General features: G+C 71.6%; 21 protein-coding genes and 1 tRNA gene. 15 read left to right on the top strand and 7 right to left on the bottom strand.

Annotated features, from left to right (window positions below; translation table 11 throughout):
- Positions 1-12 precede the first annotated feature (12 nt).
- Positions 13-1,422: a class II fumarate hydratase gene (locus tag ACGGAQ_RS26205; protein ID WP_393053472.1), complete on the top strand. Its 1,410-nt coding sequence runs from the start codon at positions 13-15 to the stop codon at positions 1,420-1,422.
- Between the two features lie 117 nt (positions 1,423-1,539).
- On the opposite strand, the gene ACGGAQ_RS26200 is transcribed toward ACGGAQ_RS26205, so the two are convergent.
- Positions 1,540-1,833 carry a hypothetical protein gene (locus tag ACGGAQ_RS26200; protein WP_393053469.1) on the bottom strand — a complete coding sequence of 98 codons (294 nt, stop codon included), beginning with the start codon at positions 1,831-1,833 and terminating at the stop codon, positions 1,540-1,542.
- A gap of 576 nt (positions 1,834-2,409) precedes the next feature.
- Here ACGGAQ_RS26200 and ACGGAQ_RS26195 point away from each other — a divergent pair.
- The 3 genes from ACGGAQ_RS26195 (at position 2,410) to ACGGAQ_RS26185 (ending at position 4,057) form a co-directional block, all read left to right on the top strand.
- Positions 2,410-3,222, top strand: coding sequence for a Scr1 family TA system antitoxin-like transcriptional regulator (locus tag ACGGAQ_RS26195; RefSeq protein WP_393053815.1), 813 nt, complete (start codon positions 2,410-2,412; stop codon positions 3,220-3,222).
- The gene (locus tag ACGGAQ_RS26190) at positions 3,213-3,395 is read left to right on the top strand and encodes a DUF397 domain-containing protein (protein ID WP_393053467.1); all 183 of its coding nucleotides are present in this window, start codon (positions 3,213-3,215) and stop codon (positions 3,393-3,395) included. The genes ACGGAQ_RS26195 and ACGGAQ_RS26190 overlap by 10 nt, the downstream gene beginning before the upstream one ends.
- 77 nt (positions 3,396-3,472) lie before the next feature.
- Positions 3,473-4,057: a GNAT family N-acetyltransferase gene (locus ACGGAQ_RS26185; protein ID WP_393053464.1), complete on the top strand. Its 585-nt coding sequence runs from the start codon at positions 3,473-3,475 to the stop codon at positions 4,055-4,057.
- On the opposite strand, the gene ACGGAQ_RS26180 is transcribed toward ACGGAQ_RS26185, so the two are convergent.
- On the bottom strand, positions 4,024-4,569 hold the full coding sequence (locus tag ACGGAQ_RS26180) for a CGNR zinc finger domain-containing protein (RefSeq protein WP_393053812.1): 546 nt from the start codon (positions 4,567-4,569) through the stop codon (positions 4,024-4,026). The two genes, ACGGAQ_RS26185 and ACGGAQ_RS26180, sit on opposite strands and share 34 nt — an antisense overlap.
- An 87-nt stretch (positions 4,570-4,656) precedes the next feature.
- On the opposite strand from ACGGAQ_RS26180, the gene ACGGAQ_RS26175 reads away from it, so the two are divergent.
- The 3 genes from ACGGAQ_RS26175 to ACGGAQ_RS26165 all read left to right on the top strand — a co-directional run bounded on the left by ACGGAQ_RS26175 (position 4,657) and on the right by ACGGAQ_RS26165 (position 8,154).
- Complete coding sequence (locus ACGGAQ_RS26175; protein ID WP_393053461.1) at positions 4,657-5,613, top strand: DMT family transporter; 957 nt, start codon at positions 4,657-4,659, stop codon at positions 5,611-5,613.
- A 35-nt stretch (positions 5,614-5,648) separates the two neighbouring features.
- The gene (locus tag ACGGAQ_RS26170) at positions 5,649-6,371 is read left to right on the top strand and encodes an HAD family hydrolase (protein WP_393053458.1); all 723 of its coding nucleotides are present in this window, start codon (positions 5,649-5,651) and stop codon (positions 6,369-6,371) included.
- A gap of 97 nt (positions 6,372-6,468) precedes the next feature.
- The gene (locus tag ACGGAQ_RS26165) at positions 6,469-8,154 is read left to right on the top strand and encodes a S8 family serine peptidase (RefSeq protein WP_393053455.1); all 1,686 of its coding nucleotides are present in this window, start codon (positions 6,469-6,471) and stop codon (positions 8,152-8,154) included.
- Between the two features lie 168 nt (positions 8,155-8,322).
- Here ACGGAQ_RS26165 and ACGGAQ_RS26160 read toward each other — a convergent pair whose 3' ends face one another.
- Together ACGGAQ_RS26160 and ACGGAQ_RS26155 are read right to left on the bottom strand one after the other, a co-directional pair.
- Positions 8,323-9,336 (bottom strand): DUF559 domain-containing protein, encoded by a 1,014-nt coding sequence (locus tag ACGGAQ_RS26160; RefSeq protein ID WP_393053452.1) that lies wholly within the window; start codon positions 9,334-9,336, stop codon positions 8,323-8,325.
- 299 nt (positions 9,337-9,635) lie between these two features.
- Entirely contained in the window at positions 9,636-10,301 is a 666-nt protein-coding gene (locus tag ACGGAQ_RS26155; protein ID WP_387179294.1) for an IclR family transcriptional regulator, read from the bottom strand.
- A gap of 54 nt (positions 10,302-10,355) precedes the next feature.
- Between ACGGAQ_RS26155 and cysS the strand changes: the two genes are divergently transcribed.
- Together cysS and rlmB are read left to right on the top strand one after the other, a co-directional pair.
- On the top strand, positions 10,356-11,771 hold the full coding sequence (cysS, locus tag ACGGAQ_RS26150) for a cysteine--tRNA ligase (protein WP_393053449.1): 1,416 nt from the start codon (positions 10,356-10,358) through the stop codon (positions 11,769-11,771).
- The gene (rlmB, locus tag ACGGAQ_RS26145; protein WP_393053445.1) at positions 11,771-12,904 is read left to right on the top strand and encodes a 23S rRNA (guanosine(2251)-2'-O)-methyltransferase RlmB; all 1,134 of its coding nucleotides are present in this window, start codon (positions 11,771-11,773) and stop codon (positions 12,902-12,904) included. The genes cysS and rlmB overlap by 1 nt, the downstream gene beginning before the upstream one ends.
- Before the next feature lie 49 nt (positions 12,905-12,953).
- Here the strand turns inward: rlmB and ACGGAQ_RS26140 are convergent, their stop codons facing one another.
- A complete protein-coding gene (locus ACGGAQ_RS26140) occupies positions 12,954-13,541 on the bottom strand; it encodes a hypothetical protein (RefSeq protein ID WP_393053442.1) in 588 nt (195 codons plus the stop codon).
- A 170-nt stretch (positions 13,542-13,711) separates the two neighbouring features.
- The gene (locus ACGGAQ_RS26135; RefSeq protein WP_393053439.1) at positions 13,712-14,803 is read right to left on the bottom strand and encodes an ABC transporter ATP-binding protein; all 1,092 of its coding nucleotides are present in this window, start codon (positions 14,801-14,803) and stop codon (positions 13,712-13,714) included.
- A gap of 341 nt (positions 14,804-15,144) precedes the next feature.
- Between ACGGAQ_RS26135 and ACGGAQ_RS26130 the strand changes: the two genes are divergently transcribed.
- From ACGGAQ_RS26130 to ACGGAQ_RS26110, 5 genes are all read left to right on the top strand, one after another.
- Positions 15,145-15,221 (top strand) — tRNA-Thr (locus tag ACGGAQ_RS26130).
- A 101-nt stretch (positions 15,222-15,322) separates the two neighbouring features.
- Complete coding sequence (locus tag ACGGAQ_RS26125) at positions 15,323-16,381, top strand: hypothetical protein (protein ID WP_393053436.1); 1,059 nt, start codon at positions 15,323-15,325, stop codon at positions 16,379-16,381.
- On the top strand, positions 16,378-16,779 hold the full coding sequence (locus ACGGAQ_RS26120) for a helix-turn-helix domain-containing protein (RefSeq protein ID WP_393053433.1): 402 nt from the start codon (positions 16,378-16,380) through the stop codon (positions 16,777-16,779). The genes ACGGAQ_RS26125 and ACGGAQ_RS26120 overlap by 4 nt, the downstream gene beginning before the upstream one ends.
- Positions 16,780-16,813: 34 nt before the next feature.
- Complete coding sequence (locus ACGGAQ_RS26115) at positions 16,814-17,233, top strand: VOC family protein (RefSeq protein WP_393053430.1); 420 nt, start codon at positions 16,814-16,816, stop codon at positions 17,231-17,233.
- Positions 17,234-17,300: 67 nt separating this feature from the next.
- Positions 17,301-17,951, top strand: a complete 651-nt coding sequence (locus ACGGAQ_RS26110) for a histidine phosphatase family protein (protein WP_393053427.1) — start codon at positions 17,301-17,303, stop codon at positions 17,949-17,951.
- Between the two features lie 12 nt (positions 17,952-17,963).
- On the opposite strand, the gene ACGGAQ_RS26105 is transcribed toward ACGGAQ_RS26110, so the two are convergent.
- Positions 17,964-18,527: a hypothetical protein gene (locus ACGGAQ_RS26105; RefSeq protein ID WP_393053424.1), complete on the bottom strand. Its 564-nt coding sequence runs from the start codon at positions 18,525-18,527 to the stop codon at positions 17,964-17,966.
- Positions 18,528-18,696: 169 nt separating this feature from the next.
- On the opposite strand from ACGGAQ_RS26105, the gene ACGGAQ_RS26100 reads away from it, so the two are divergent.
- On the top strand, positions 18,697-21,084 hold the full coding sequence (locus ACGGAQ_RS26100) for a M4 family metallopeptidase (protein ID WP_393053421.1): 2,388 nt from the start codon (positions 18,697-18,699) through the stop codon (positions 21,082-21,084).
- Positions 21,085-21,366: the final 282 nt, after the last annotated feature.

The raw sequence follows: 21,366 nt of genomic DNA, 5'->3' as shown, positions 1-21,366 counted from the left end.
GGGCGCGGCAGGATGGTACGCGTGACGACTCCAGAGACGACCGGTTACCGGATCGAACGCGACTCGATGGGCGAGGTGGAGGTGCCCGCCGAGGCGCTGTGGCGGGCGCAGACCCAGCGCGCGGTGCAGAACTTTCCGATCTCCGGACGGGGCATCGAACCGGCCCAGATCAAGGCCCTGGCCCAGATCAAGGGTGCCGCGGCCGAGGTCAACGGCGAGCTGGGCGTGATCGACGCCAACGTGGCCGCCGCGATCGCCGCCGCCGCCGCGCACGTCGCCGAAGGCGGGTACGACGACCAGTTCCCTGTCGACGTGTTCCAGACCGGTTCCGGAACGTCGTCCAACATGAACGCCAACGAGGTGATCGCCACCCTGGCGAGCCGCGAACTGGGCTCGGCCGTGCACCCGAACGACCACGTCAACGCCTCCCAGTCCAGCAACGACGTGTTCCCGTCCTCGATCCACCTGGCGGCCACCCAGTTCATCGCGGAGGATCTGCTGCCGTCGCTGACCCACCTCGCCGAAGCGCTGGAGGCCAAGGCGTCCGAGTTCGAGACGGTGGTGAAGGCGGGGCGTACGCACCTGATGGACGCCACCCCGGTCACCCTCGGGCAGGAGTTCGGCGGGTACGCCGCCCAGGTCCGCTACGGCATCGAGCGGTTGGAGGGCTCGCTGCCCCGGCTGGCCGAGCTGCCGTTGGGCGGCACGGCCGTGGGCACCGGGATCAACACCCCACTCGGCTTTGCCGCCGCCGTTATCGGCAAGCTGCGCGAGTCGACCGGGCTGCCGCTGTCCGAGGCGCGCAACCACTTCGAGGCGCAGGGCGCCCGCGACGCGCTGGTGGAGACCTCGGGGCAGTTGCGGACCATCGCCGTGGGTCTCTACAAGGTCGCGAACGACATTCGCTGGATGGGCTCCGGCCCCCGGGCCGGCCTGCGGGAGCTGCGCATCCCCGACCTCCAGCCCGGCTCGTCGATCATGCCCGGCAAGGTCAACCCGGTGGTGGCCGAGGCGATGCGGCAGGTCTGCGCCCAGGTGATCGGCAACGACGCGACAGTCGGTTTCGCCGGTTCACAGGGTGACTTCGAGCTGAACGTCATGCTGCCGGTGATGGGCCGGAACCTGCTGGAGTCGATCCGGCTGCTGGCTGCGGCGAGTCGGCTGTTCGCCGACCGCCTGGTGGCCGGCCTGGTCGCGGACGCCGAGGTCTGCCTGGCGTACGCCGAGGGGTCGCCGTCGATCGTCACCCCGCTGAACCGCTACCTCGGGTACGACGAGGCCGCCTCGATCGCCAAGGAGGCGCTGGCCAAGCAGGCGTCCATCCGGGAGGTCGTGATCTCCCGAGGTCACGTCGACTCGGGCAAGCTCACCGAGACCCAGCTCGACGAGGTGCTCGACCTGCTCCGGATGACCCACCCCTGACCGGCGGGTGCCCGCTCAGTGCGGGTCGCCGCGGTGCCGCTCTGCGCGTGTCGCCGCGGTGTCGCTCAGTGCGGGTCGCCCCGCGGTGCCGCTTTGCATGGGTCGCCGGGGTGCCGTTCAGTGCGGGTCGCCGCGCGGTGTCGCCCAGGCGAGGAACCGGGTGAAGAGGGCCCTCGGGTCCGGGCCGCCCTGGGGGTTGAGCCGATACAGGTCAGTGGCCGCGTCGTGCAGGACCGTGCACAGGTAGATGCTCAGGGCGATCTGGTCGTGGGCGTACTCCCGGCGGAGGGTGAGTCGGGCCACCGGGCACGGCCACGGCGCGGCGCAGACCCGGCAGAGCCAGAGTGGACGCAGCGGCAGGTGCGGTCGACGGGGCGCGGTCACGTGGTCGTCCGGGGCGGTCCGGCACATGGCGTGGGAGTCCTTTCGAGCTGACCCCTCTCTGATGTCACCTCCCCGCGGACCGTCTCGCTTCGGCCCCGACGTTGTCGAGATCATGGCCGATCGCACGATGACAGCCATCCGCCTCAACCGACCTCAATCCGCCTCAACCACCGCGACCCAGCGAGATCTTGGACAGTTTCCGTTAGCCGCTAACGGAAACTGTCCAAGATCTCAAAGCGTTCGCTTGGACGGCACCGAGATGGCGCGACGCTGCGCCAAGATCGCGCCGAATCGGGGTGCGATCGGTGTGGCCGGGCCGGTGTGGCCCGGTCGACGTGGCCTGGTCGGCGTGGTCGGATCGGCGTGCTCGGTTGGTGGGTCTGGTGGGTGGGGTGGGACCGCCCGGCACGGGGGATCGGGCGGTCCCGTACGACGCCGCCGGGCCCGGGGGACGGGGAGCGGTGCCGCACTTCACAGTCTGGTGATCGGGCGACTACGGTCGGAAGGGTTTGGCCGCGTCGTCACAGCCGTCCTGTTTCCGGTGGTGACGCCGCTGGCGGCCGGCTGGAGTTGATCGTCGACGGGGTGGAGAGGCGGCAGGTCATGGCCGATGGGCAGATGACGGCGGCGGCGTTCCTGGTCACGGAGCTGCGCCGGGCGCGCGTCCGCCGGGGCTGGAGTCAGGACGAACTGGCCAAGGCGGTCAACTACTCGCCGTCAATGGTCAGCGCGGTCGAGTTGGGGCAGCAGCCGCCCACCGGCAAGTACCTGGAACTCGTCGACCGTGCCCTGGACACCGGCGGCCTCTTCGGCCGCATGTCCACCGAGCTGGTCAGCATGGACCGGGCGCAGCCCTGGCTGCGCGGCTGGCAAACGATCTTCGCGCAGGCGCGCACGCTTCGGTGGTACGAGCCCCGCTACGTGCCGGGGCTCTTCCAGACCGAGGCCTACGCGCGAGCGGTCTTCGAGGCGGGCGGCCTGCTCACTCCCGAGGAGGTCGACCGGCGACTGACCGACCGGATGAATCGCCAGGACGTGCTGACCAGCGACCGTGCGCCGCAGATCGTGGCGGTGCTGGACGAGGCGGTGCTACGGCGGCGGGTCGGCGGACGGAAGGTGATGCCCGATCAATCACTGCACCTGGCCAGCATCGCCACCGGGCACCCGAGGGTCCGACTGCACGTGGTGCCGCGATCCGCCGAGGAGTATCCAGGGCTGGGCGGGCAGTTCGCGCTCGCCGCCCTGCCCGACGGCACCGAGGTGGCCTACCTGGACTGTCAGGTTCGCGGCCAGGAGCTGGACCAACCACAGGATCTGTTGCGGTTGCAGCGGGTCTGGGAAGTTACCCTGGGCGAAGCCCTGCCCCCGCAGGCGTCCATCGACTTCATGAACGAGGTGGCCGAGTCGTGGAGTTGACCGGCGCTCGCTGGCGCAAAAGCAGCCGTAGCAACCAGGACGCCAACTGCGTCGAGGTGGCTACGAACCTTGGGGGCGTGGTCGGGGTGCGAGACAGTAAGGACCCGGACGGGCCCGTGCTCGTGGTCGACGCGTACTCCTGGCGGCTCTTCGTGGTCGCGCCGCCGCGCTGACGCGACCGCCTGGCGCGCGACGGCGGTCGCGGGTAATCGGCTCGACGGTCTCCTGCGGCGGGCGCGATGATCCGGTCATGGATGGCGGTGACCTGGTTCCTCCCGGGACCGAGCGGCTGCGGTTTCGGCGGCTGACCATGGCCGACGTGGACGCGTTTGTCGAGTTGGACAGCGATCCCGAGGTGATGCGTTTCCTCACCGGCGGCGTCGCCACCCCGCGCGCCACCGTTCGGGACGAGCATCTGCCGAAGCTGCTCGCGCAGTACGACAGGCATCCCGGCCTCGGTCGGTGGGCGGCCCTCGATCGGGAGACCGGTGACTTCCTGGGCTGGTTCGCCCTCGACCCGTCGGAGGACGGCACCGAGGCCGAGCTGGGCTACCGGCTGCGCCGCTCGACGTGGGGGCGCGGCCTGGCCACCGAGGGGTCGCGGGCGCTGGTCCGGTACGCCTTCGACGTCGTGGGCGTGCGTCGGGTGTGGGCGCAGACGATGGCTGTCAACGAGCGGTCCCGGCGGGTGATGGTGAAGGCGGGGCTGCGCTATGCGCGCACGTTCCACCTCCAGTTCGACGACCCGATCCCGGGGACCGAGCACGGCGAGGTGGAGTACGAGCTACGGGCCGACGCCGCTCAGGGGCGGCCGGCGGCCCTGCGGGCCCGGTAGGCGGTCACCGCGGCACGGTTGCCGCAGCCGGCCTCGCAGAATCGTCGCGACCGGTTGCGGGACAGGTCGACGACGACGTTGTCGCAGTCCGGGTACTCGCAGATCCGCAACCGGCTCAGCTCGCCCATGCGGACCAGGTCGGCGATCGCCATCGCCGCCTCCACCGCCATCCGGGTGGCCAGCGGCGCGTCGCGGGGTACGGCATGCAGGTGGTACGGCTCGTCGTCGTGCTCGATGAGCTGCGGCAACGCCCGGTGCTCCAGCAGCAGGGCGTTGACAATGGCGACGACCTCCGACGGCTCGGCCTGCCAGATCCGGCGCAGCCGGGGCCGCAACTGCCGCACGGCACGCAGCTCGGCGTCGGTGTGCTCGTGCCGCCCGCTGTAGGCGTGCCGGGTGAAGAACGCGTCAAGCGCGGCGACGTCGGGCAGCAGCTCGCCGTCGCGGCCCGCGGTGTTGACCAACGCGGTGGCGGCGATCAACGAACATTCGGTGTCATGAGCGAATAGCAACTTGACTCCTGTCACGTCGGCCGCCTAGCGTCATGAGCACAAGGATAGTTTGCTCATGACACCGTGTCGTCCCCCGAGGAGCGCGAGATGCAGTCACGACCCACCGTCGGCGCCGCGCTGGCGCTGCTCTCCGCTGTCACGTTCGCCACCTCGGGCACCTTCGCGCGGTCGCTCATCGAAGCCGGCTGGTCGGCCGAGGCCGCAGTCATCGCCCGGGTCGGCGTGGCCGCCCTGGTGCTGGCGATCCCCGCCCTGCTGTCCCTGCGTGGCAGGTGGCACGTCCTGCGAAGCAACAGCGCGGCGGTCGTCATGTTCGGGCTGCTCGGGGTGGCGCTGGCGCAGGTGTGCTTCTTCAACGCCGTGCGCTACCTGCCAGTCGGCATCGCACTGCTGCTGGAGTACCTGGGCATCATCCTGGTCGTCGGCTGGATGTGGCTGCGGCACGGCCAGCGCCCCCGGCGGCTCACCGTGGCCGGTTCGGCCGCCGCCCTGTGCGGGCTGGCCTTCGTCCTGGACCTCACCGGTACCGCCGGCTTCCACCCGGTCGGCGTGCTGTGGGGACTGGGTGCCGCGTTCGGCCTGGCCGGCTACTTCGTGCTCGCCGGCCGGGTCGACCCCCGACTGCCCTCGGTCGCCATGGCCAGCGGCGGGATGGCCGTCGGCGCCGCCGTGCTGCTCCTCGTCGGGCTGACCGGTCTGCTGCCGCTGCGCGCCACGTTCGGCGACGTCACCTTCGCCGGGCACCGCACCACCTGGCTGCTACCCATCGTCGGGCTCACCCTGGTCGCCGCCGTGATCGCGTACCTCGCCGGCATCGCCGGCACCCGGATCCTCGGCCCCCGGCTGTCGTCGTTCGTCGGGCTGACCGAGGTGCTGTTCGCGGTGCTGATCGCCTGGCTGTTCCTCGACGAACTGCCGACCGCCTGGCAGCTCTTCGGCGGTGCGCTGATCGTCGCCGGGGTCGCCCTGGTGCGCCTCGACGAGCTGCGCGGTACGCCCGCGCCCGCCACCGGTGAGCCCGCGCTGGCGGCCAGCGCGCGGTGAGCTCGCGGCCGCCGCGCGGTGAGAGAGTGGGTGCCGTGCTGACCACCGTGGTGTTCGACGCCGACGAGACCCTGCTGGACCTGCGGCCGGCGGTGACCGCCGGGCTGGTGACCGTCCTTGACGAGATGCGGCGTCGTACGCCGGACGCCGCCGACGTGACGCTCGCCGAGCTGGAGTCCGACTGGGGAGCGGTCTTCGGCGAGCTGAGCGCCGCCCCGGTGCTGGAGATCCGCCGCGCCGCGCTGGCCCGGTCGCTGGCCCGCGCCGGGCTCGACAACCACCTCGACGAGATCGCCGCCCTCTTCTTCGCCCGCCGTTTCGCCCTCACCCGACCCTTCCCGGACGCCCCGCCGACCCTGGCCGCGCTGCGCACCCGGTACACGCTGGGCTTCGCCACCAACGGCAACAGCCGCGCCGAACGCTGCGGGCTCGCCGGGGAGTTCGCCTTCGAGGTGTACGCGCACGAGAACGGCCTGCCCAAGAAACCCGCCCCGGAGTTCTACGCGTCGGTGGTCGCGACCGCCGGAGTCCCCGCCGAGCAGATCGTGTACGTCGGCGACTCGTGGGAGCACGACGTGGTGGCACCCCGGCGGGCCGGCCTGCGGTCGGTGTGGCTGAACCGGCGCGGGCTGCCCCGCCCGGGCGGCTTCACCCCCGACGCGGAGGTGTCCACCCTGGCCGACCTGCCAGTGGTCCTGTCGAATCTGGCGGCGGGGTCGTCCGACCGGGTGGATGTGGGCATCGAGCTGGGCGGATGAAGGAGAGATTCACCGCCATAACGGACGTTCACCTGGCGTAAACCGGGCGGGTGTTGTGTGATGGCTGCCACGTCCCTCAACGAGAGGATCCGATGTGGTGAGCAAGCGCTTCACCGTCGGTGCCGTCGCGACCGCGGCAGCACTGGCACTTACGGCAGCGGGCCTGGGTGTACCGGCCAGCGCCGCGCCGAGCACCTCCCGCACCTTCACCGTCGTCGCCGAGGACGGCTTCGCCGCCGACACGGCCGTCGCTGCCATCCAGGCAGCCGGCGGCACTGTGGTGTCCCGTTCCGACGAGGTCGGCATGTTCCAGGTCACCAGTGATCGGGCCGACTTCGCCGCCAAGGCGACGGCAGCCCCGAGCCTGATCGGTGCCGCCGAGCAGAAGGCCATCGGCCGCAAGCCGAAGCTCGACCGGGTCGAGCAGGAGCACCTGATGGCGGCGTCGGTCGCAGCGGGTACCGCAGCCCGGCGGGGCGCAAAGATGGACCCGCTCGACGACAAGCTCTGGGGCCTGGAGATGATCCAGGCCGACAAGGCCCGCAAGGTCGAGCCCGGCGACCGCCGGGTGACCGTCGGCGTGCTGGACACCGGCGTCGACGCCAGCAATCCGGACATCGCGCCCAACTTCAACTGGGCGTTGTCGCGCAACTTCGCGCCCGACCGGACCGACGTGGACGGCCCGTGCGAGGTGCCGAGCTGCCTCGACGCGGTAGGCACCGACGACGGCGGGCACGGCACCCACGTGGCCGGCACCATCGGCGCGGCCGCCAACGGCTTCGGCCTCTCCGGTGTCGCCCCGAACGTCTCGCTTGTCGAGCTGAAGGGCGGCCAGGACTCCGGCTACTTCTTCCTCGACCCGGTCGTCAACGCGCTGGTCTACGCCGGGCGCTCCGGGATCGACGTGGTCAACATGTCGTTCTACGTCGACCCGTGGCTCTACAACTGCACCGCCAACCCGGCCGACTCCCCGGAGGCGCAGGCCGAGCAGCGGGCCATCATCAAGGCCATGAAGCGGGCGCTGGTCTTCGCCCACAACAAGGGCGTCACCCTGGTCGGCGCGCTCGGCAACAACCACGAGGACCTGGGCGCGCCGCGTACCGACACGTCCAGCCCGGACTACGGCGCCGACCCGTACCCGCGCCCGATCGACAACAACAGCTGCTGGGATCTGCCCACCGAGGGCCCGCACGTCATCGGTGTGTCGTCGGTCGGCCCGTCCGGCAAGAAGTCGGACTTCTCCAACTACGGCACCGAGCAGATCTCGGTCGCCGCGCCGGGCGGCTGGTTCCGCGATGGCTTCGGCACGGACACCTACCGTGCCGACGCCAACATGATCCTGTCGTCCTACCCGAAGCACGTGCTCCAGGAGGAGGGCTCGGTCGACGCCGACGGCAACATCGTTGCCGGGTTCGAGGAGTCCGTCTTCAAGCAGTGCAAGGCCAACGGTGAGTGCGGCTACTACACCTACCTCCAGGGCACCTCGATGGCGTCCCCGCACGCCGCCGGTGTCGCCGCGCTGATCGTCAGCCGGTACGGCAAGCCGCAGGGCCGGGGTGGCTTTGGCATGTCCCCGGACCTGGTCGAGCAGCACCTCTACCGCACGGCCGCCGAGCACGCCTGCCCGGAGCCGCGCCTCCAGCAGTACCGCAATGAGGGCCGGGACGAGACCTTCGACGCGTACTGCGCCGGTGGGGTCAACTTCAATGGCTTCTACGGGTACGGAATCGTCGACGCGTACGCGGCGGTGAAGACCCCGCTCAAGCCGAACGCCCGCCCGTAAGACACCACCGCGAGGCCCGGTCGACACTCGTCGACCGGGCCTCGTCGGCGTCCCGGCCTCCTCGTCGGCGTCCCGGGCTTGATCCACTCCAGGTCGCCGAAATGGCTGTATCAGATCGACGAGACACCCCCACATCGGCGAGCTGGAGTCGATCACGGCCTGGGGCGATCAGCGTCGCCAGCCGCGGGAGATCAGGGCCGACCGAACCTCGTTGAGCACGGCAGGGAACTCGTTCTGGAGCCGCCTGCTCGTCACGTGCAGCACCAACCAGCCCGCACCAACGAGAAGGTTGAGTCGTCGGCGGTCGCGGTGCAGTTGCTCGGGGTCGGCGTGCCATCGGCCGTCGTACTCCACCGCCACCCGGAACTCGGGCCAGGCCAGGTCGGGATGGAGCACGAGCCCTCCCGGCAGCCGGATCGGGTGCTGGGTGACCGGTCGGGGGAGCCCGCCCAGCACCAGACGCACCCGTAGCTGCGACTCGGGTGGTGACTGCGCGCCCGCATCGGCGACGTCGAAAATCCAGCACGCGCGTCGTCCGCCGGGCCGGTCGGCATTGGCGGCGGCGACAGCGGCCAGTGCCGCCCGGGTGGTCAGACCGGTCGCGAGCAACGAGTCGACGATTCCGACCGCGCCCAGCGGGTCCAACCAGACCGCCGTCTCCCATGCCGCAGATGCCGGATCGGTTCGGGGGAGAGCGGCACCGCTCCGCTCCCCGGGCAGTGCGTTGGTCGACGTGGACGTGGACGTGGACGTCGACGGTGGCGCTGGCGTCGGCGGTGACGCTGGCGTCCGCCGGGGCGGTGGCATCGGCGGTGACGGTGGCGTCGACGGCCGTGCGACGGGCAGGGCGTCCATCGCCCGGGCCGGCTGCCGCGCGATGGACAGAGCGGGGTTCGGCGTCGCAGCGGGATCGCCATTGACCACGTGCACGTGAAGGCCGCGTTGAGAGTCGACGCGGGCGGTCTTCGGCACCAGCACGTGCACGTCGTCGTCGAACCCGGCCGCGTGCTCGATGCCGTGCAGATAGGCCGACGAGGGCCCGGCGATCATCGCCTGCGACGGCAGCCGAAGGGTTGCGGCACGGCAGGCCAGCTCGTGTGTGCGTTCGAGGCGCGCGTCCGCGTACACGTCATGGCGAAGTCGGACCCACGACGAGCCGCGCAACTGGTGTCTGGTGATCAAGCCCTGTCGAATGACTGCGGAGCCACGAAAAACCTGCCAGGCAAGGGCCGGAGGTCGGTGCGGGTGCGGAGGCATGCGGCCAGCGTCCGACGCTCGAGGTGCCGGCCGATACCCCTGTGGACAGCGTCGGATGGTCGCCCTGCAGGTGCCTGTGGACAACCCCCAAGAACCTCACGGACGTGTTATACGGCGAGATCATCACCAGCTCGGCGTTGTGGCGCTGTCCAAGGCTTGAGATGACGCCATGTCGGCGATCTGGAGTCGATCAAGCCCCAGGCCAGGTGGCCGGGGGGGGGGGGTCAGCGGAGGGCGGCGGTGACGGCTGTGGCGGCGGCGAGCACCTGGGGGCCGATCAGGTCGACGTCCAGCGGGGCGAGCGCGACCACCCCGACGCTGGCCTCCAGACCTGGTACGCCGAGCACCGGCGCGGCCACCCCGTACGCCCCGGACTGCAGCTCCCCGCTGCTGCTCACCGGCTCCGCGGCGCCGCCCCGGCCGGCCAGGATCGCCCGACCCGCGGCGCCTCGGTCCAGGGGGTGCCGCGCCCCGGTCCGGTACGCGACGTGGAACGACGTCCAGCTCGGCTCGACCACCGCCAGGGCGACGCCCTCGCCGCCCTCCACCACTGTCAGGTGTGCCGTGGCGCCGGCCTGCTCGGCGAGCCGACGTAGCGCGGGCAGCGCCCCCTCGGCGAGCAGCGGCTGGGCGCGTCGGGCCAGGTGCAGCACCCCGGCGCCGAGGCGGAGCCGGCCGTCGCTGTCGCGGCGCAGCATGCCGTGCCCGGTCAGCGGGCCGACGAGCCGGTAGACGGCCGCCCGGCCGATGCCGAGTCGCGTCGCCACCTCGGTGACGGTCAACCCGGCCGGCGCGTCGGCGACCAGGTGCAGCAGCCGCAGACCCCGGTCGAGAGTCTGGGACGTCTCCCCGGCCCGGCCGGACCCCGCCGTCTCATCCACAGCACGCAGCGTACGACCCGGCACCGGCGGGCTCGGACAGGCGCGGACGGCTACCCTTGTACGGTGACGCTACGCCTGTATGACACCGCCACCCGATCGGTGCGGGACTTCGTCCCGCGGGAAGCCGGCAAGGTGGGGGTCTACCTGTGTGGTCTCACCCTCCAGGCGCCGCCGCACATCGGGCATCTTCGCTCCGGCGTCAACTATGACGTGCTGCGCCGCTGGTTGCTGGCCGCCGGCTACGAGGTCACGTTCATCCGCAACCTGACCGACATCGACGACAAGATCCTCGTCAAGGCGGGGGAGCGGGGTCGGCCGTTCTGGTCGATCGCGTACGCCAACGAGCTGGTCCTCGCCGAGTCGTACCGGGCGTTGAACGTGCTGGCGCCCACCTACGAGCCGCGCGCCACCGGGCACATTCCGGAGATGCACGAGCTGATCACGAAGTTGATCGCGGACGGGCACGCGTACCCGGCCACCGACGGCTCCGGCGACGTCTACTTCGACGTGGCGTCCTGGCCGGCGTACGGGTCGCTGTCGGGTCAGTCGCCGGACGCGATGCAGTCGGCGGGGGACGCCCCCGACCGGGGCAAGCGGGACCCGCGCGACTTCGCCCTCTGGAAGGGCGCCAAGCCGGACGAGCCGGCGGACGCGTACTGGCCGTCGCCGTGGGGGCTGGGCCGCCCGGGTTGGCACATCGAGTGCTCGGCGATGTGCTGGCGCTACCTCGGCCCGGAGTTCGACATCCACGGCGGTGGTCTGGACCTGACGTTCCCGCACCACGAGAACGAGATCGCCCAGTCCCAGGCGGCCGGGTTGCCGTTCGCCCGCTACTGGGTGCACCACGGGCTGCTCAGCATCGGCGGGGCCAAGATGGGCAAGTCCGCCGGCAACGCGCTCGACCTGGGGTACGTGGCCTCGCTCGGCGTGCGGCCGGTGGAGCTGCGCTACTACTACGCCGCCGCCCACTACCGCTCGGTGATCGACTACTCGGAGGACTCGCTGCGCGACGCGGCCACCGCGTACCGGCGGATCGAGGGTTTCGTGCAGCGGGCCGCCGAGCGGGTGGGCACCGGGCAGTTCGGTGAGCTGCCGGCCGGCTTCGTCGCAGCCATGGACGACGACCTCAACACCTCCGCCGCGCTGGCCGTGCTGCAACAGCACCTGCGCGACGGCAACACCGCGCTGAGCACCGGCGACGATGTGACCGTCCGCACCACCCTGGCCGCAGTACGGGCGATGCTGGATATCCTCGGCATCGACCCCTTCGACGAGGCCTGGACCGGTGGCGGCAGCTCGAACGACCTGCGCGCCGTGGTGGACTCGCTGATCGCGCTGGCCCTGGAGCAGCGCGCGCAGGCCCGGGGCCGCAAGGACTGGGCCGCCGCCGACGCGGTACGCGACCAGCTCAAGCTGGCCGGCGTGGTGGTCGAGGACACCCCCCAGGGCCCCCGTTGGACTATTGGAGAGCAGGACTGATGGCCGGCAACTCGCAGCGCCGTGGCCGGCGACTGACGCCGAAGGCGGGCGCCCCCAAGGGCTCCGGCGGCAAGAACAAGGACTCCCTCACGGGACGCGGGCGCACCCTGCCCGCCGACGAGCGACCCTGGCACAAGGGTTACTCGGGCACCGAGAAGCTGCCGCAGCGCACCGCCTGGAAGCAGGACAAGGAGCGCCGGGCGGCGGCCGAGGAGGGGCGTGCCCCGAAGATCGGTCAGCCGGGCAGCAAGGACACCACCTGGGGCAGGGGCGGTGGCCGGGGCGTACCGGCGAGTCGGGGTGGCGCCGCGGGGCGGGGTGGTCGGCCGACCGCCGGCCGGACCGGCCCCCGGGTCGCGCCGGGGCGCAAGTCCAACCCGTCCAAGGACACCCCGGAGCTGCTGGTCGGGCGCAACCCGGTGCTGGAGGCGCTGCGCGCCCAGGTGCCGGCGACAGCGCTCTACGTCGCCCAGGGCATCGACATGGACGACCGGATCAACGAGATCATCCGGACGGCCGCCGACCGGGGCATCGCCAACCTGGAGATCAGCCGCGCCGAGCTGGACCGGATGACCGGCGGCGTGCTGCACCAGGGCGTCGGGTTGCAGGTGCCGCCGTTTGCGTACCAGCCCTTCGAGGACATGGTCGCCGCGGCCCTGGAGCAGCAGGCGCCGCTCCTGGTGGCGCTGGACGGGGTCACCGACCCCCGCAACCTGGGCGCGGTGATCCGTTCGGCCGCCGCGTTCGGCGCGCAGGGTGTCTTCGTACCCGAGCGGCGGGCTGCCGGGATCACTGCGACCGCCTGGCGGACCAGCGCCGGCGCGGCCGCGCGGGTGCCGGTGGCGCAGGTCACCAACCTGACCCGGTCGCTTAAGGCGTGCCGGGACGCCGGCTTCATGGTGGTCGGCCTGGACGCCGATGGCGACACCGACCTGTACGACCTGGAGGCCGCTGTCGGGCCGCTGGTGGTGGTGGTCGGCTCCGAGGGGCGCGGGTTGTCCCGGCTGGTCGGCGAGACCTGCGACCTGACCGTGAGCATCCCGATGATCTCCGAGGTGGAGTCGCTCAACGCCAGCGTGGCCGCCGCGGTCACCCTCGCCGAGGTCGCCCGCCGCCGCTCGGTCGAGCTGTAACGACGTCGACGAGGCCCCCTCCCGCCCAGTGCGGGAGGGGGCCTCGTCGTCAGATCTGGTGGGTCCAGGCGACGAAGAGCAGCGCCCCGGCCACCGCGATCAGCAGCGTGGCCGGAATCAGCCACGCCGGAGCGCGCTCCCCGTCGAGACCTCGGGTCAGTCGCTGGTGCACGGCGGCGATGCCGATCAACGCGACCAGGGCGGCGGCGGCCATCGGCAGGCCGACGAGGAAGTGCGCCAGCCACGCGCCGGCCCGGGTCGGGCCACCCCAGGAGTGGTCGTACGGACCGCTGTCGACGATGCCGTACAGCATGCCGCGCAGCACCATCAGCAGCTCGACGCCGAGCGGCACGAGGGCCACGACGCCGAGCAGCAGACTGAGCAGCCCGTGGCCGAGCACCGCGACCGGGCCGGGCCGCCGGCCGGTTGCGGGCGTCGGCGGCGCTCCGAGCAGCCCGGTACGCAGGGTCCGCCACCGCGCGGCGGCGGCACCGGCCCCACCCACCGGGGCGGTCACCAGCGCGAGCAGGGCGACCGGCACCAGCGTCGCGCAGTAGACGAGGCTGCGGCCGGCCAGGCGGGCGGTCCGGTACGGCCGGGAACGGACGGTCGGGTGAGCGGTGGCGGTGGCGGACATGGCGTCTCCTCGGGTTGGGCGTGCCGCGACGCTACGGGCGCGGCCCGCCCCGCCGAGTCACCCCGCAGAGCCACATTGGTGCTGGCACCGCGGGGTGAGAAGCCGTCCCCGGGTACGACGAAAGGGGCGGCCCGCCGAAGCGGACCGCCCCTTTCCGGTACTTCGTTACGTCAGATCCGGCTGCCGGTGGCGGCGTGGAAGACGTGGCTGCGGCCGGTGCGCGGCTTGACGAACACGGTGTCGCCCATGTTCGGCATGGTGCGCCGGTCGGTGCGGACGACGAAGCGCTCCGAGTTGCCACCCAGCGCGGCGTGCCCGTAGACGTTGGCGTCCGAGCCGAGGTCCTCGACCAGCTCGACGACGACCGGCATGCCGCCCTCGGTCGGGCTGACCAGGTCGCAGTCCTCCGGGCGGAAGCCCACGGTCACCTTGCCGTCGCCACCCTCGGCGCGGGCCGCCGCGACCTGCTCGCGGGACAGCGGAATCTGCAGCTCGGCGAACTCGGCGCCCTGCTCGTTCAGCGGAACGGTCTTGATGTTCATGGCGGGGGAGCCCATGAAGCCGGCGACGAACACGTTGGCCGGGGTGTCGTACAGCGCCCGCGGGGTGTCCACCTGCTGGAGGACACCGTCGAGCAGCACGGCGACCCGGTGGCCCATGGTCATGGCCTCGACCTGGTCGTGCGTGACGTAGACCGTGGTGACACCCAGCTTGGCCTGGAGCGAGGCGATCTGGGTACGGGTCTGCACGCGCAGCTTGGCGTCGAGGTTCGACAGCGGCTCGTCCATGAGGAAGACCTGCGGCTCGCGGACGATCGCCCGGCCCATCGCGACACGCTGACGCTGACCACCGGAGAGCGCCTTCGGCTTGCGGCTGAGGAACTCCTCCAGCTGGAGCAGCCCGGCCGCCTCCTTGACCCGCCGGTCGATCTCCGACTTGGAGGTCTTACGCAGCTTGAGGGCGAACGCCATGTTCTCGTACACCGTCATGTGCGGGTAGAGGGCGTAGTTCTGGAAGACCATCGCGATGTCGCGGGCCTTCGGGGGCAGGTGGGTGACGTCGCGCTGGTCGATGTAGATCGAGCCGGCGTCGACGTCCTCCAGGCCGGCGAGCATCCGCAGGCTGGTGGACTTGCCACAACCGGAGGGGCCGACGAGAACGAGGAACTCGCCGTCGCCGATCTCGAGGTTGAGCTCGTTGACGGCGGGACGCTCGGTGCCCGGGTAGATCCGGGATGCCTTGGAATAGGTGACCGTAGCCATGGTGGTGCGCTTCCTTTCACCGGCAGGAACGTGCCGGACGATCCGAGTGAAGGAGCGACCGGCACGTACCCGTGCCGGTCAGCGGACGGCGGGTCGGCCGCGGGGGCGGCCGTGGTGTCGTCCGTGTCACTGCACCGTAAACGGGTTTCCCCGCGCTGCCAAGGCGAGCGGCCCGCGGAGGTGATCCATCGTCCACGCATTCCGGGCACTCGGGCACGGGCAGGTATCAATCGACGTCTCCTCGAGGCGTCGGGCGTCGGGTTGTTGACGTTTCCCATGCTCGGGAGCCCTCGCGATCGGGATATTCAGACGTCAGTCGCTATGCTGACCTCGACGCACGCGCCCCTGTAGCTCAGCTGGCCAGAGCACTCGCCTTGTAAGCGAGATGTCGCCGGTTCGATCCCGGCCGGGGGCTCCAAATATTTCGGCGGTCCGGCCGTCCCCCGACGGCTCGTCGGCAGGGGCATCGATGGTTGGCCACTCCTATAGTTCGGGTATCACCGACCGTCGAGGAGTCGCATGAGCCCGGTCGTCGCTATCGCCGGTAGTGCCCAGGCGGGTCGCTCCTACTCGCCCGCCGTCCGCGACCCGGAAGGTGCGGCTGCCGCGGCGGCCGAGCTGGGTGCGGCACTCGCCAACCAGGGCTGCCGCATCGTCGTGTACTCCGGAGATCCCGAGTACCTGGAACGGGACGTCGTACGCGGCTACATCCGTTCCGGCCGGGCGATGCCCGGGTCGATCCTGGTCCGTGGTCGGTACCAGCAGGACGTGGACTTCGAGGAGGTCCAACGGCACCCGGAGCTGTTCACCATCGTGCCCGAGTCGACCGACGACTGGGAGGTCAGCTTCTACCGGTCGCTGCTGATGGCCGACGCGTTGCTGCTGGTGGGCGGCGAACGCTCCACGTTCATCGCCGGGCTCATCGGACTGTCCCGGCGCATCCCGGTCGCGGCGGTCGCCGCGTTCGGCGGAGCCGCGGAGAAGGTCTGGCAGCGCCTCAGCACTGAGCGCGGCGTCGCCACCGAGGAGGAGGTGGCCCTGCTCGCCCGACCTTGGCAGCCGGGCGCCGCCGAGCCGATCGTCGCCGCGCTCTGCGCCCAGGTGCAGCGCCGCGCCGAGCAGGAACGCGCGTCCCGCGAGGCCGAACGGGTTGCCGGGCGGCGTACGGTGGCGGGCCTGGTCACCGCGCTGGTCCTCCTGCTGCTCGCCCTCGCCACGATTCCGCTGGCGTACGCCGCTCCGACCGGAGGGTGGCAGAACGTCGCGGTTCTGGTGGCTGCCCCGCTGTTCGCCTCGGTGTGGGGTGCGATCGTGCGCAACGCGTACGACGGCAGTGGCAACTGGCTGCGGGCGGCGGCGTTGGGCTCGGCCGCCGGTGTCATCGCCTTCCTGCTGTTCGTCGCGGCGCAGCTCTCCACCAACCCGGGCCTGCTCGACGGTGACGCGGCGCGGCAGTTGGTCTTCTTCGTCCTGGCCATCGGGTTCATCGGCGGGTTCACGTCCGAGGTCGTCTACGCCAAGCTGCGCGACCAGGACGTGACGCAGACGTCGGTCCTTCCGCCGGGCGGCCTGCGGTGAGCCGGGCCGTGGAGGAGTCCAACCGGGCGATGCTGCGTGCCCGCGACGCGATGGACCGGGCGTACGCCGAGCCGCTGGACATTCCCGCGTTGGCCCGGATCGCGCACGTCTCCGAGGCGCACTTCATCCGGACGTTCCGGGCCACCTTCGGCGAGACGCCACACCGCTACCTGCAACGCCGCCGCGTGGAGCGGGCCATGGCGCTGCTGGTGGAGACGGGCCGGGACGTGACCGACATCTGCTACGCGGTGGGCTTCGGCAGCCTGGGCACGTTCAGCCGGACGTTCCGGCAGATCGTGGGGGAGTCCCCGTCGGATTTCCGGCGTCGCCGCGCGGCGGCGGGCAACGTGCCGTCCTGCTTCACCAAGGCCTGGACGCGTCCCAGCAGTTTTGGATAAGCAGCAGGTCAGGGCCACCCTCTACGGTCGTGGCATGACGATGAACGCGATCAGCCGCTCTCAGATCTACGTCCTCGACCAGGACCAGGCGCTTGACTTTTACGTCAACAAGCTCGGCATGGAGGTCAACACCGATCAGGACCTCGGCTTCATGCGCTGGTTGACGGTGAACCTGCCCGGTGACCCGGAGCGCGAGATCCTGCTGGAGAAGCCGGGCCCGCCGGCCATGGACCCGGCGACGGCCGAGCAGGTGCGGGAGCTGCTCACCAAGGGTGCCCTGGGTGGGTACCTGTTCATGACCACCGACGACGCCCACAAGACCTACGAGGAGCTCGTGGCGAAGGGCGTCGAGATCACCGACGAGCCGACCGAGCGCCCGTACGGGATCGACTTCGGCATCCGCGACCCGTTCGGCAACAAGATCCGCATCGGCCAGATGTTCCCCCGGGCGTAGCGTCAAGATCAAGAAACCGGACGGCGCGGGCCAGTCCCGCGCCTTCCGGTGTGTTTGGGTGTACGGCATGCGTACGCGGTTGCTGTACCTGGCCCGGCACGGCGAGCAGGTCCTCACCGGGCACGCCGACGAGGACCTGACCGAGCCGGACACCGGCCTGTCCGAGCGCGGCCGGCGGCAGGCCACGCTGCTCGGTGAGCGCCTGCGGGACCGGTCGTTCACCGCCGTGCACCACGGGCCGCTGCGCAGGGCCGCGCAGACCGCCGAGGTGGTCGCCGCGGCACTGCCCGGCGTTCCGGTGTACGCCACGGAGCTGGCCGGTGACCACCTCCCCCACGACACGGACCCGGCCGGCCTGCCGTCGGCGTACGCCAATTTTCTGGCCGGATTTTCGACGGCCGAGCGGGCCGACGGGCCGCGAGTGACGGCGGCGGCGGTGCGGCGCTTCACGGGTCCGGTGGCCGCCGACGAGGGAGCGGCCGAGAGCGAGCCCGTTCGCGAGCTGGTGGTGACGCACACCTTCCTGATCGCCTGGCTGGTCCGGCATGCCCTCGACGCGCCGGAGCGGCGGTGGCTGGGTTTGAACCACCACAACGCGGGGTTGACCGTCATCCGGTACGGCCCGGCCGGGCCGCCGAACCTGATCACCGTCAACGACGTGGCGCACCTGCCGGCGGAGCTGCGCGGCACCGGCCTGCCCCCGGACTACCTGGTCTGAGCTGCCGGTCGGTCAGTCGGTGACCCGCAGCAGCAACTCGACGAGCGCACGGGTGGCCGGCGGCGGCGCGGGATCGGCGGGGCAGTCGACGTACCCGGTCTCGACGGTGCCGACGGTCAGGCGGTAGCTGAACGCGTCCGCGCAGCTCGTCGCGGTGGCCGTGCGGCGGGCCTCGGTGGTCAGCCGGGGGTCGGCCGCCAGACCGCGTAGCCGGCCGAGGTCGGCGGTGTCGAGTTTTCCGCTACGACGGCTGCCGGCCCGGTCCACCACCGTCCACCGGCCGTCCGGTTCGACTGTCACGTTGTCGCCGCGTCCGGCGAAGCCGCCCGAGCGGAACAGCGTCACCCGCCCGGCCGCGGCGTCGGTGGCACCCGGTCCAGGCGGCACGGGCCCGGTCGGCGCGGTGCCGGTCGGCGCGGTGCCGTTCGGAGTGGTCGGGTTCGCGGTCGCTGGCGGCGGGGTGCCGGTGGCCGCTGGTTGGTCGGCGGGGCTGCCGGCCCGGTCGGTGCCGGTGCAGCCGGCCAGGAGGGCGGCCAGGAGCGCGATCGTGACGCCGGTCGTCGAGGCGGGTCTCATGTCCGTCGGACGTGCCGTTGCCAGCGTTGGTTCCCTTGTCAAGGCCCTCATCCGTTCGGCCAGTCTCAATGTCTGGGAGCGGTCCAAGCCTTCTCTTTTCTTCAACACATGGCTATATCTACATGCGTGACTACCCCCGTCACACCCCTTTCTCCTTTCAGGAGGGCACGTGAAACGACCCCTCGCGGCCGTCAGCGCAGCGCTGCTCACCAGCGGCCTGCTGACCTGCGTCGCCACCGCGGCGCACGCCGCCCCACCCACCGCTCCCGCGCCGGACGCCTCCGCCGCGGCCCGAGCGGCGACCGTCCTGCGGACGAACCCCGGCGCTGTCCAGGGTTCGAGCGCCGAGTCCTACCAGGTGCGCAGCACCAGGGTGGACGCCTCCGGTGCGGCGCACACCCGCTACACCCGCACCTACCAGGGGCTTCGGGTGTACGGCGGTGACTTCGTCATCCACACCGCGCCGAACGGCACCTACGCCGGCAGTTCGGTCGCACTCGCCGCGCCGCTGGCCCTCACCACCAGGGCCCGGGTCACCGCCGACGCGGCGAAGAAGACGGCCCGCGCCGGGTTCAACGGCAAGGCCGAGACCGTGGGCACTCCGGAACTGTTCGTCGACGCCAGCTCCGGCAAGGGCCGGCTGGCCTGGGAGACGGTGGTCAGCGGCTGGCAGCCGGACGGGCAGACGCCGTCGCGGCTGCACGTGATCACCGACGCGACCTCCGGCGCGACCGTCGGGTCGTTCGACGAGATCGAGTCGGTCACCGGCAGCGGCCAGGGCATCTACACCGGCGCGGTGAGCATCGACACCACGCTCTCCGGCAGCACGTACCAGATGATCGACCCGGTGCGCGGCAACGGCCGCACCTGCGACATGAACAACGGCACCTCCACCTGCACCACCTTCACCGACGCCGACAACGCGTGGGGCACCGGCGCCAACTCCAACCGGCAGTCGGCCGCCGTGGACGCGCACTTCGGTGCCGCGAAGACGTTCGACTATTTCAAGAACGTGCACGGCCGCAACGGCATCTTCGGCAACGGCAGCGGTGTGCCCAGCCGCGTGCACTACGGCAACAACTACGTCAACGCGTTCTGGGACGGCGCCCAGATGACCTACGGTGACGGCTCCAGCAACTCCCGGCCGCTGGTCTCGCTGGACGTGGCCGGGCACGAGATGAGCCACGGCGTCACCGAGGCGCTGGCCGGCCTGGTCTACTCCGGTGAGGCCGGTGGCCTCAACGAGTCCACAAGCGACATCTTCGGCAACATGATGGAGTTCTACGCCGCCGCGCCGAGCGACCCGGGCGACTACCAGGTCGGCGAGAAGATCAACATCAACGGCAACGGTACGCCGCTGCGCTACATGTACAACCCGTCGCTGGACGGCGCGTCCGACAGCTGCTGGTCCACCAGCACGAAGAACAAGGACGTGCACTACTCCTCCGGCGTCGGCAACCACTTCTACTTCAACCTCGCCGAGGGCACCGGTGCCACCTCGTACGGCACCTCGCCGGTCTGCGGCTCCGCCCCGGCGGTGACCGGTATCGGCCGCGCCAAGGCGGAGAAGATCTGGTACCGGGCGCTGGACGTCTACTTCACCTCCAACACGTCGTACGTCAACACCAGCAACCCGGCGAACACGGCCCGCGCCTACAGCCTGCGGGCCGCGACCGACCTGTACGGCAGCTGCTCGACCGAGTACAAGGCCGTGCAGGCCGCCTGGACGGCCGTGAACGTGGCCGGCAACGACGCACCCTGCTCCACCGGCAACGACTTCTCCGTGTCGCTGTCGCCGACCGCCGGCTCGGTGAACCCGGGCAGCGCGGCCTCCACCACCGTGTCGACCGCTACCACCAGCGGTACGGCGCAGACCGTGACGTTCTCCGCGTCCGGCCTGCCCAGCGGGGCGAGCGCTGCGTTCAGCCCCGCCTCGGTGACCTCGGGCGGCTCGTCCACCCTCACCATCAGCACCTCGGCGAGCACCCCGCCCGGCACCTACTCGGTCACGGTGAACGGCGCGGGGTCGGTCACCCGCAGCGCCACCTACACGCTGACCGTGAACGGTACCGGGGGCGGCTGCACCGCGCCGGGGCAGAAGCTGGCCAACCCGGGCTTCGAGTCCGGCGGGACCGGCTGGACGGCCAGCTCCGGCGTGATCACCAACGACAGCAGCCAGGCGGCCCACGGCGGGTCGTACAAGGCGTGGCTGAACGGGTACGGGACCACCCACACCGACACGCTCGCCCAGTCGGTGGCCCTCCCGTCGGGCTGCTCGTCGTACACGGTCAGCTTCTGGCTGCACATCGACTCGGCCGAGACCACCACCACCGTGGCGTACGACAAGCTCACGGTGCAGGTGCTCAACTCGGGCGGGACGGTGCTGGCCACGCTGGCGACCTACTCGAACCTGAACAAGGCCACCGGCTACAGCCAGAAGTCCTTCTCCCTGGCCGCGTACGCCGGCCAGACCGTCAGCCTGAAGTTCACCGGCACCGAGGACTCCTCGTTGCAGACGTCCTTCGTGGTCGACGACACCGCTCTCAACGTCTCCTGATCTGACCGACACCCCGGACCCGGGGGGGGGGGGGGGGGGGGGGGGGGGGGGGGGGGGGGGGGGGGGGGGGGGGGGGGGGGGGGGGGGGGGGGCGGGGGGGGGGCCCGGGCGGGGGCGGGGGGGGGCCCGGGGGCGGGGGGGGGGGGGGCCCCCGGGGGGGGGGGGGGTGGGTGGGCGGGGGGGGGGCCCCCCCCCCCCCCCCGCCCCCCCCCCCGCCGCCCCGGGGGGGGGGCCCCCCCCCCCCCCCCCCCCCACCGCAACCCCGACGGGGGGTGCCGCTGC

It is taken from the genome of Micromonospora sp. NPDC047557 (genome assembly GCF_043205095.1).
GTDB lineage: Bacteria > Actinomycetota > Actinomycetes > Mycobacteriales > Micromonosporaceae > Micromonospora.
The sequence above is the reverse complement of the archived record's forward strand: the minus strand, read 5'-3'. Positions and strand labels throughout refer to the sequence as shown.

Excerpts from the sequence above, each read along its gene's own strand:
- ACGGAQ_RS26205 (WP_393053472.1), top strand. The coding sequence starts at position 13 with ATGGTACGCGTGACGACTCCAGAGACGACCGGTTACCGGATCGAACGC.
- ACGGAQ_RS26200 (WP_393053469.1), bottom strand. The coding sequence starts at position 1,833 with ATGTGCCGGACCGCCCCGGACGACCACGTGACCGCGCCCCGTCGACCG.
- ACGGAQ_RS26195 (WP_393053815.1), top strand. The coding sequence starts at position 2,410 with ATGGCCGATGGGCAGATGACGGCGGCGGCGTTCCTGGTCACGGAGCTG.
- ACGGAQ_RS26185 (WP_393053464.1), top strand. The coding sequence starts at position 3,473 with ATGGATGGCGGTGACCTGGTTCCTCCCGGGACCGAGCGGCTGCGGTTT.
- ACGGAQ_RS26175 (WP_393053461.1), top strand. The coding sequence starts at position 4,657 with ATGCAGTCACGACCCACCGTCGGCGCCGCGCTGGCGCTGCTCTCCGCT.
- rlmB (WP_393053445.1), top strand. The coding sequence starts at position 11,771 with ATGGCCGGCAACTCGCAGCGCCGTGGCCGGCGACTGACGCCGAAGGCG.
- ACGGAQ_RS26140 (WP_393053442.1), bottom strand. The coding sequence starts at position 13,541 with ATGTCCGCCACCGCCACCGCTCACCCGACCGTCCGTTCCCGGCCGTAC.
- ACGGAQ_RS26135 (WP_393053439.1), bottom strand. The coding sequence starts at position 14,803 with ATGGCTACGGTCACCTATTCCAAGGCATCCCGGATCTACCCGGGCACC.
- ACGGAQ_RS26125 (WP_393053436.1), top strand. The coding sequence starts at position 15,323 with ATGAGCCCGGTCGTCGCTATCGCCGGTAGTGCCCAGGCGGGTCGCTCC.
- ACGGAQ_RS26115 (WP_393053430.1), top strand. The coding sequence starts at position 16,814 with ATGACGATGAACGCGATCAGCCGCTCTCAGATCTACGTCCTCGACCAG.
- ACGGAQ_RS26110 (WP_393053427.1), top strand. The coding sequence starts at position 17,301 with ATGCGTACGCGGTTGCTGTACCTGGCCCGGCACGGCGAGCAGGTCCTC.
- ACGGAQ_RS26105 (WP_393053424.1), bottom strand. The coding sequence starts at position 18,527 with ATGAGACCCGCCTCGACGACCGGCGTCACGATCGCGCTCCTGGCCGCC.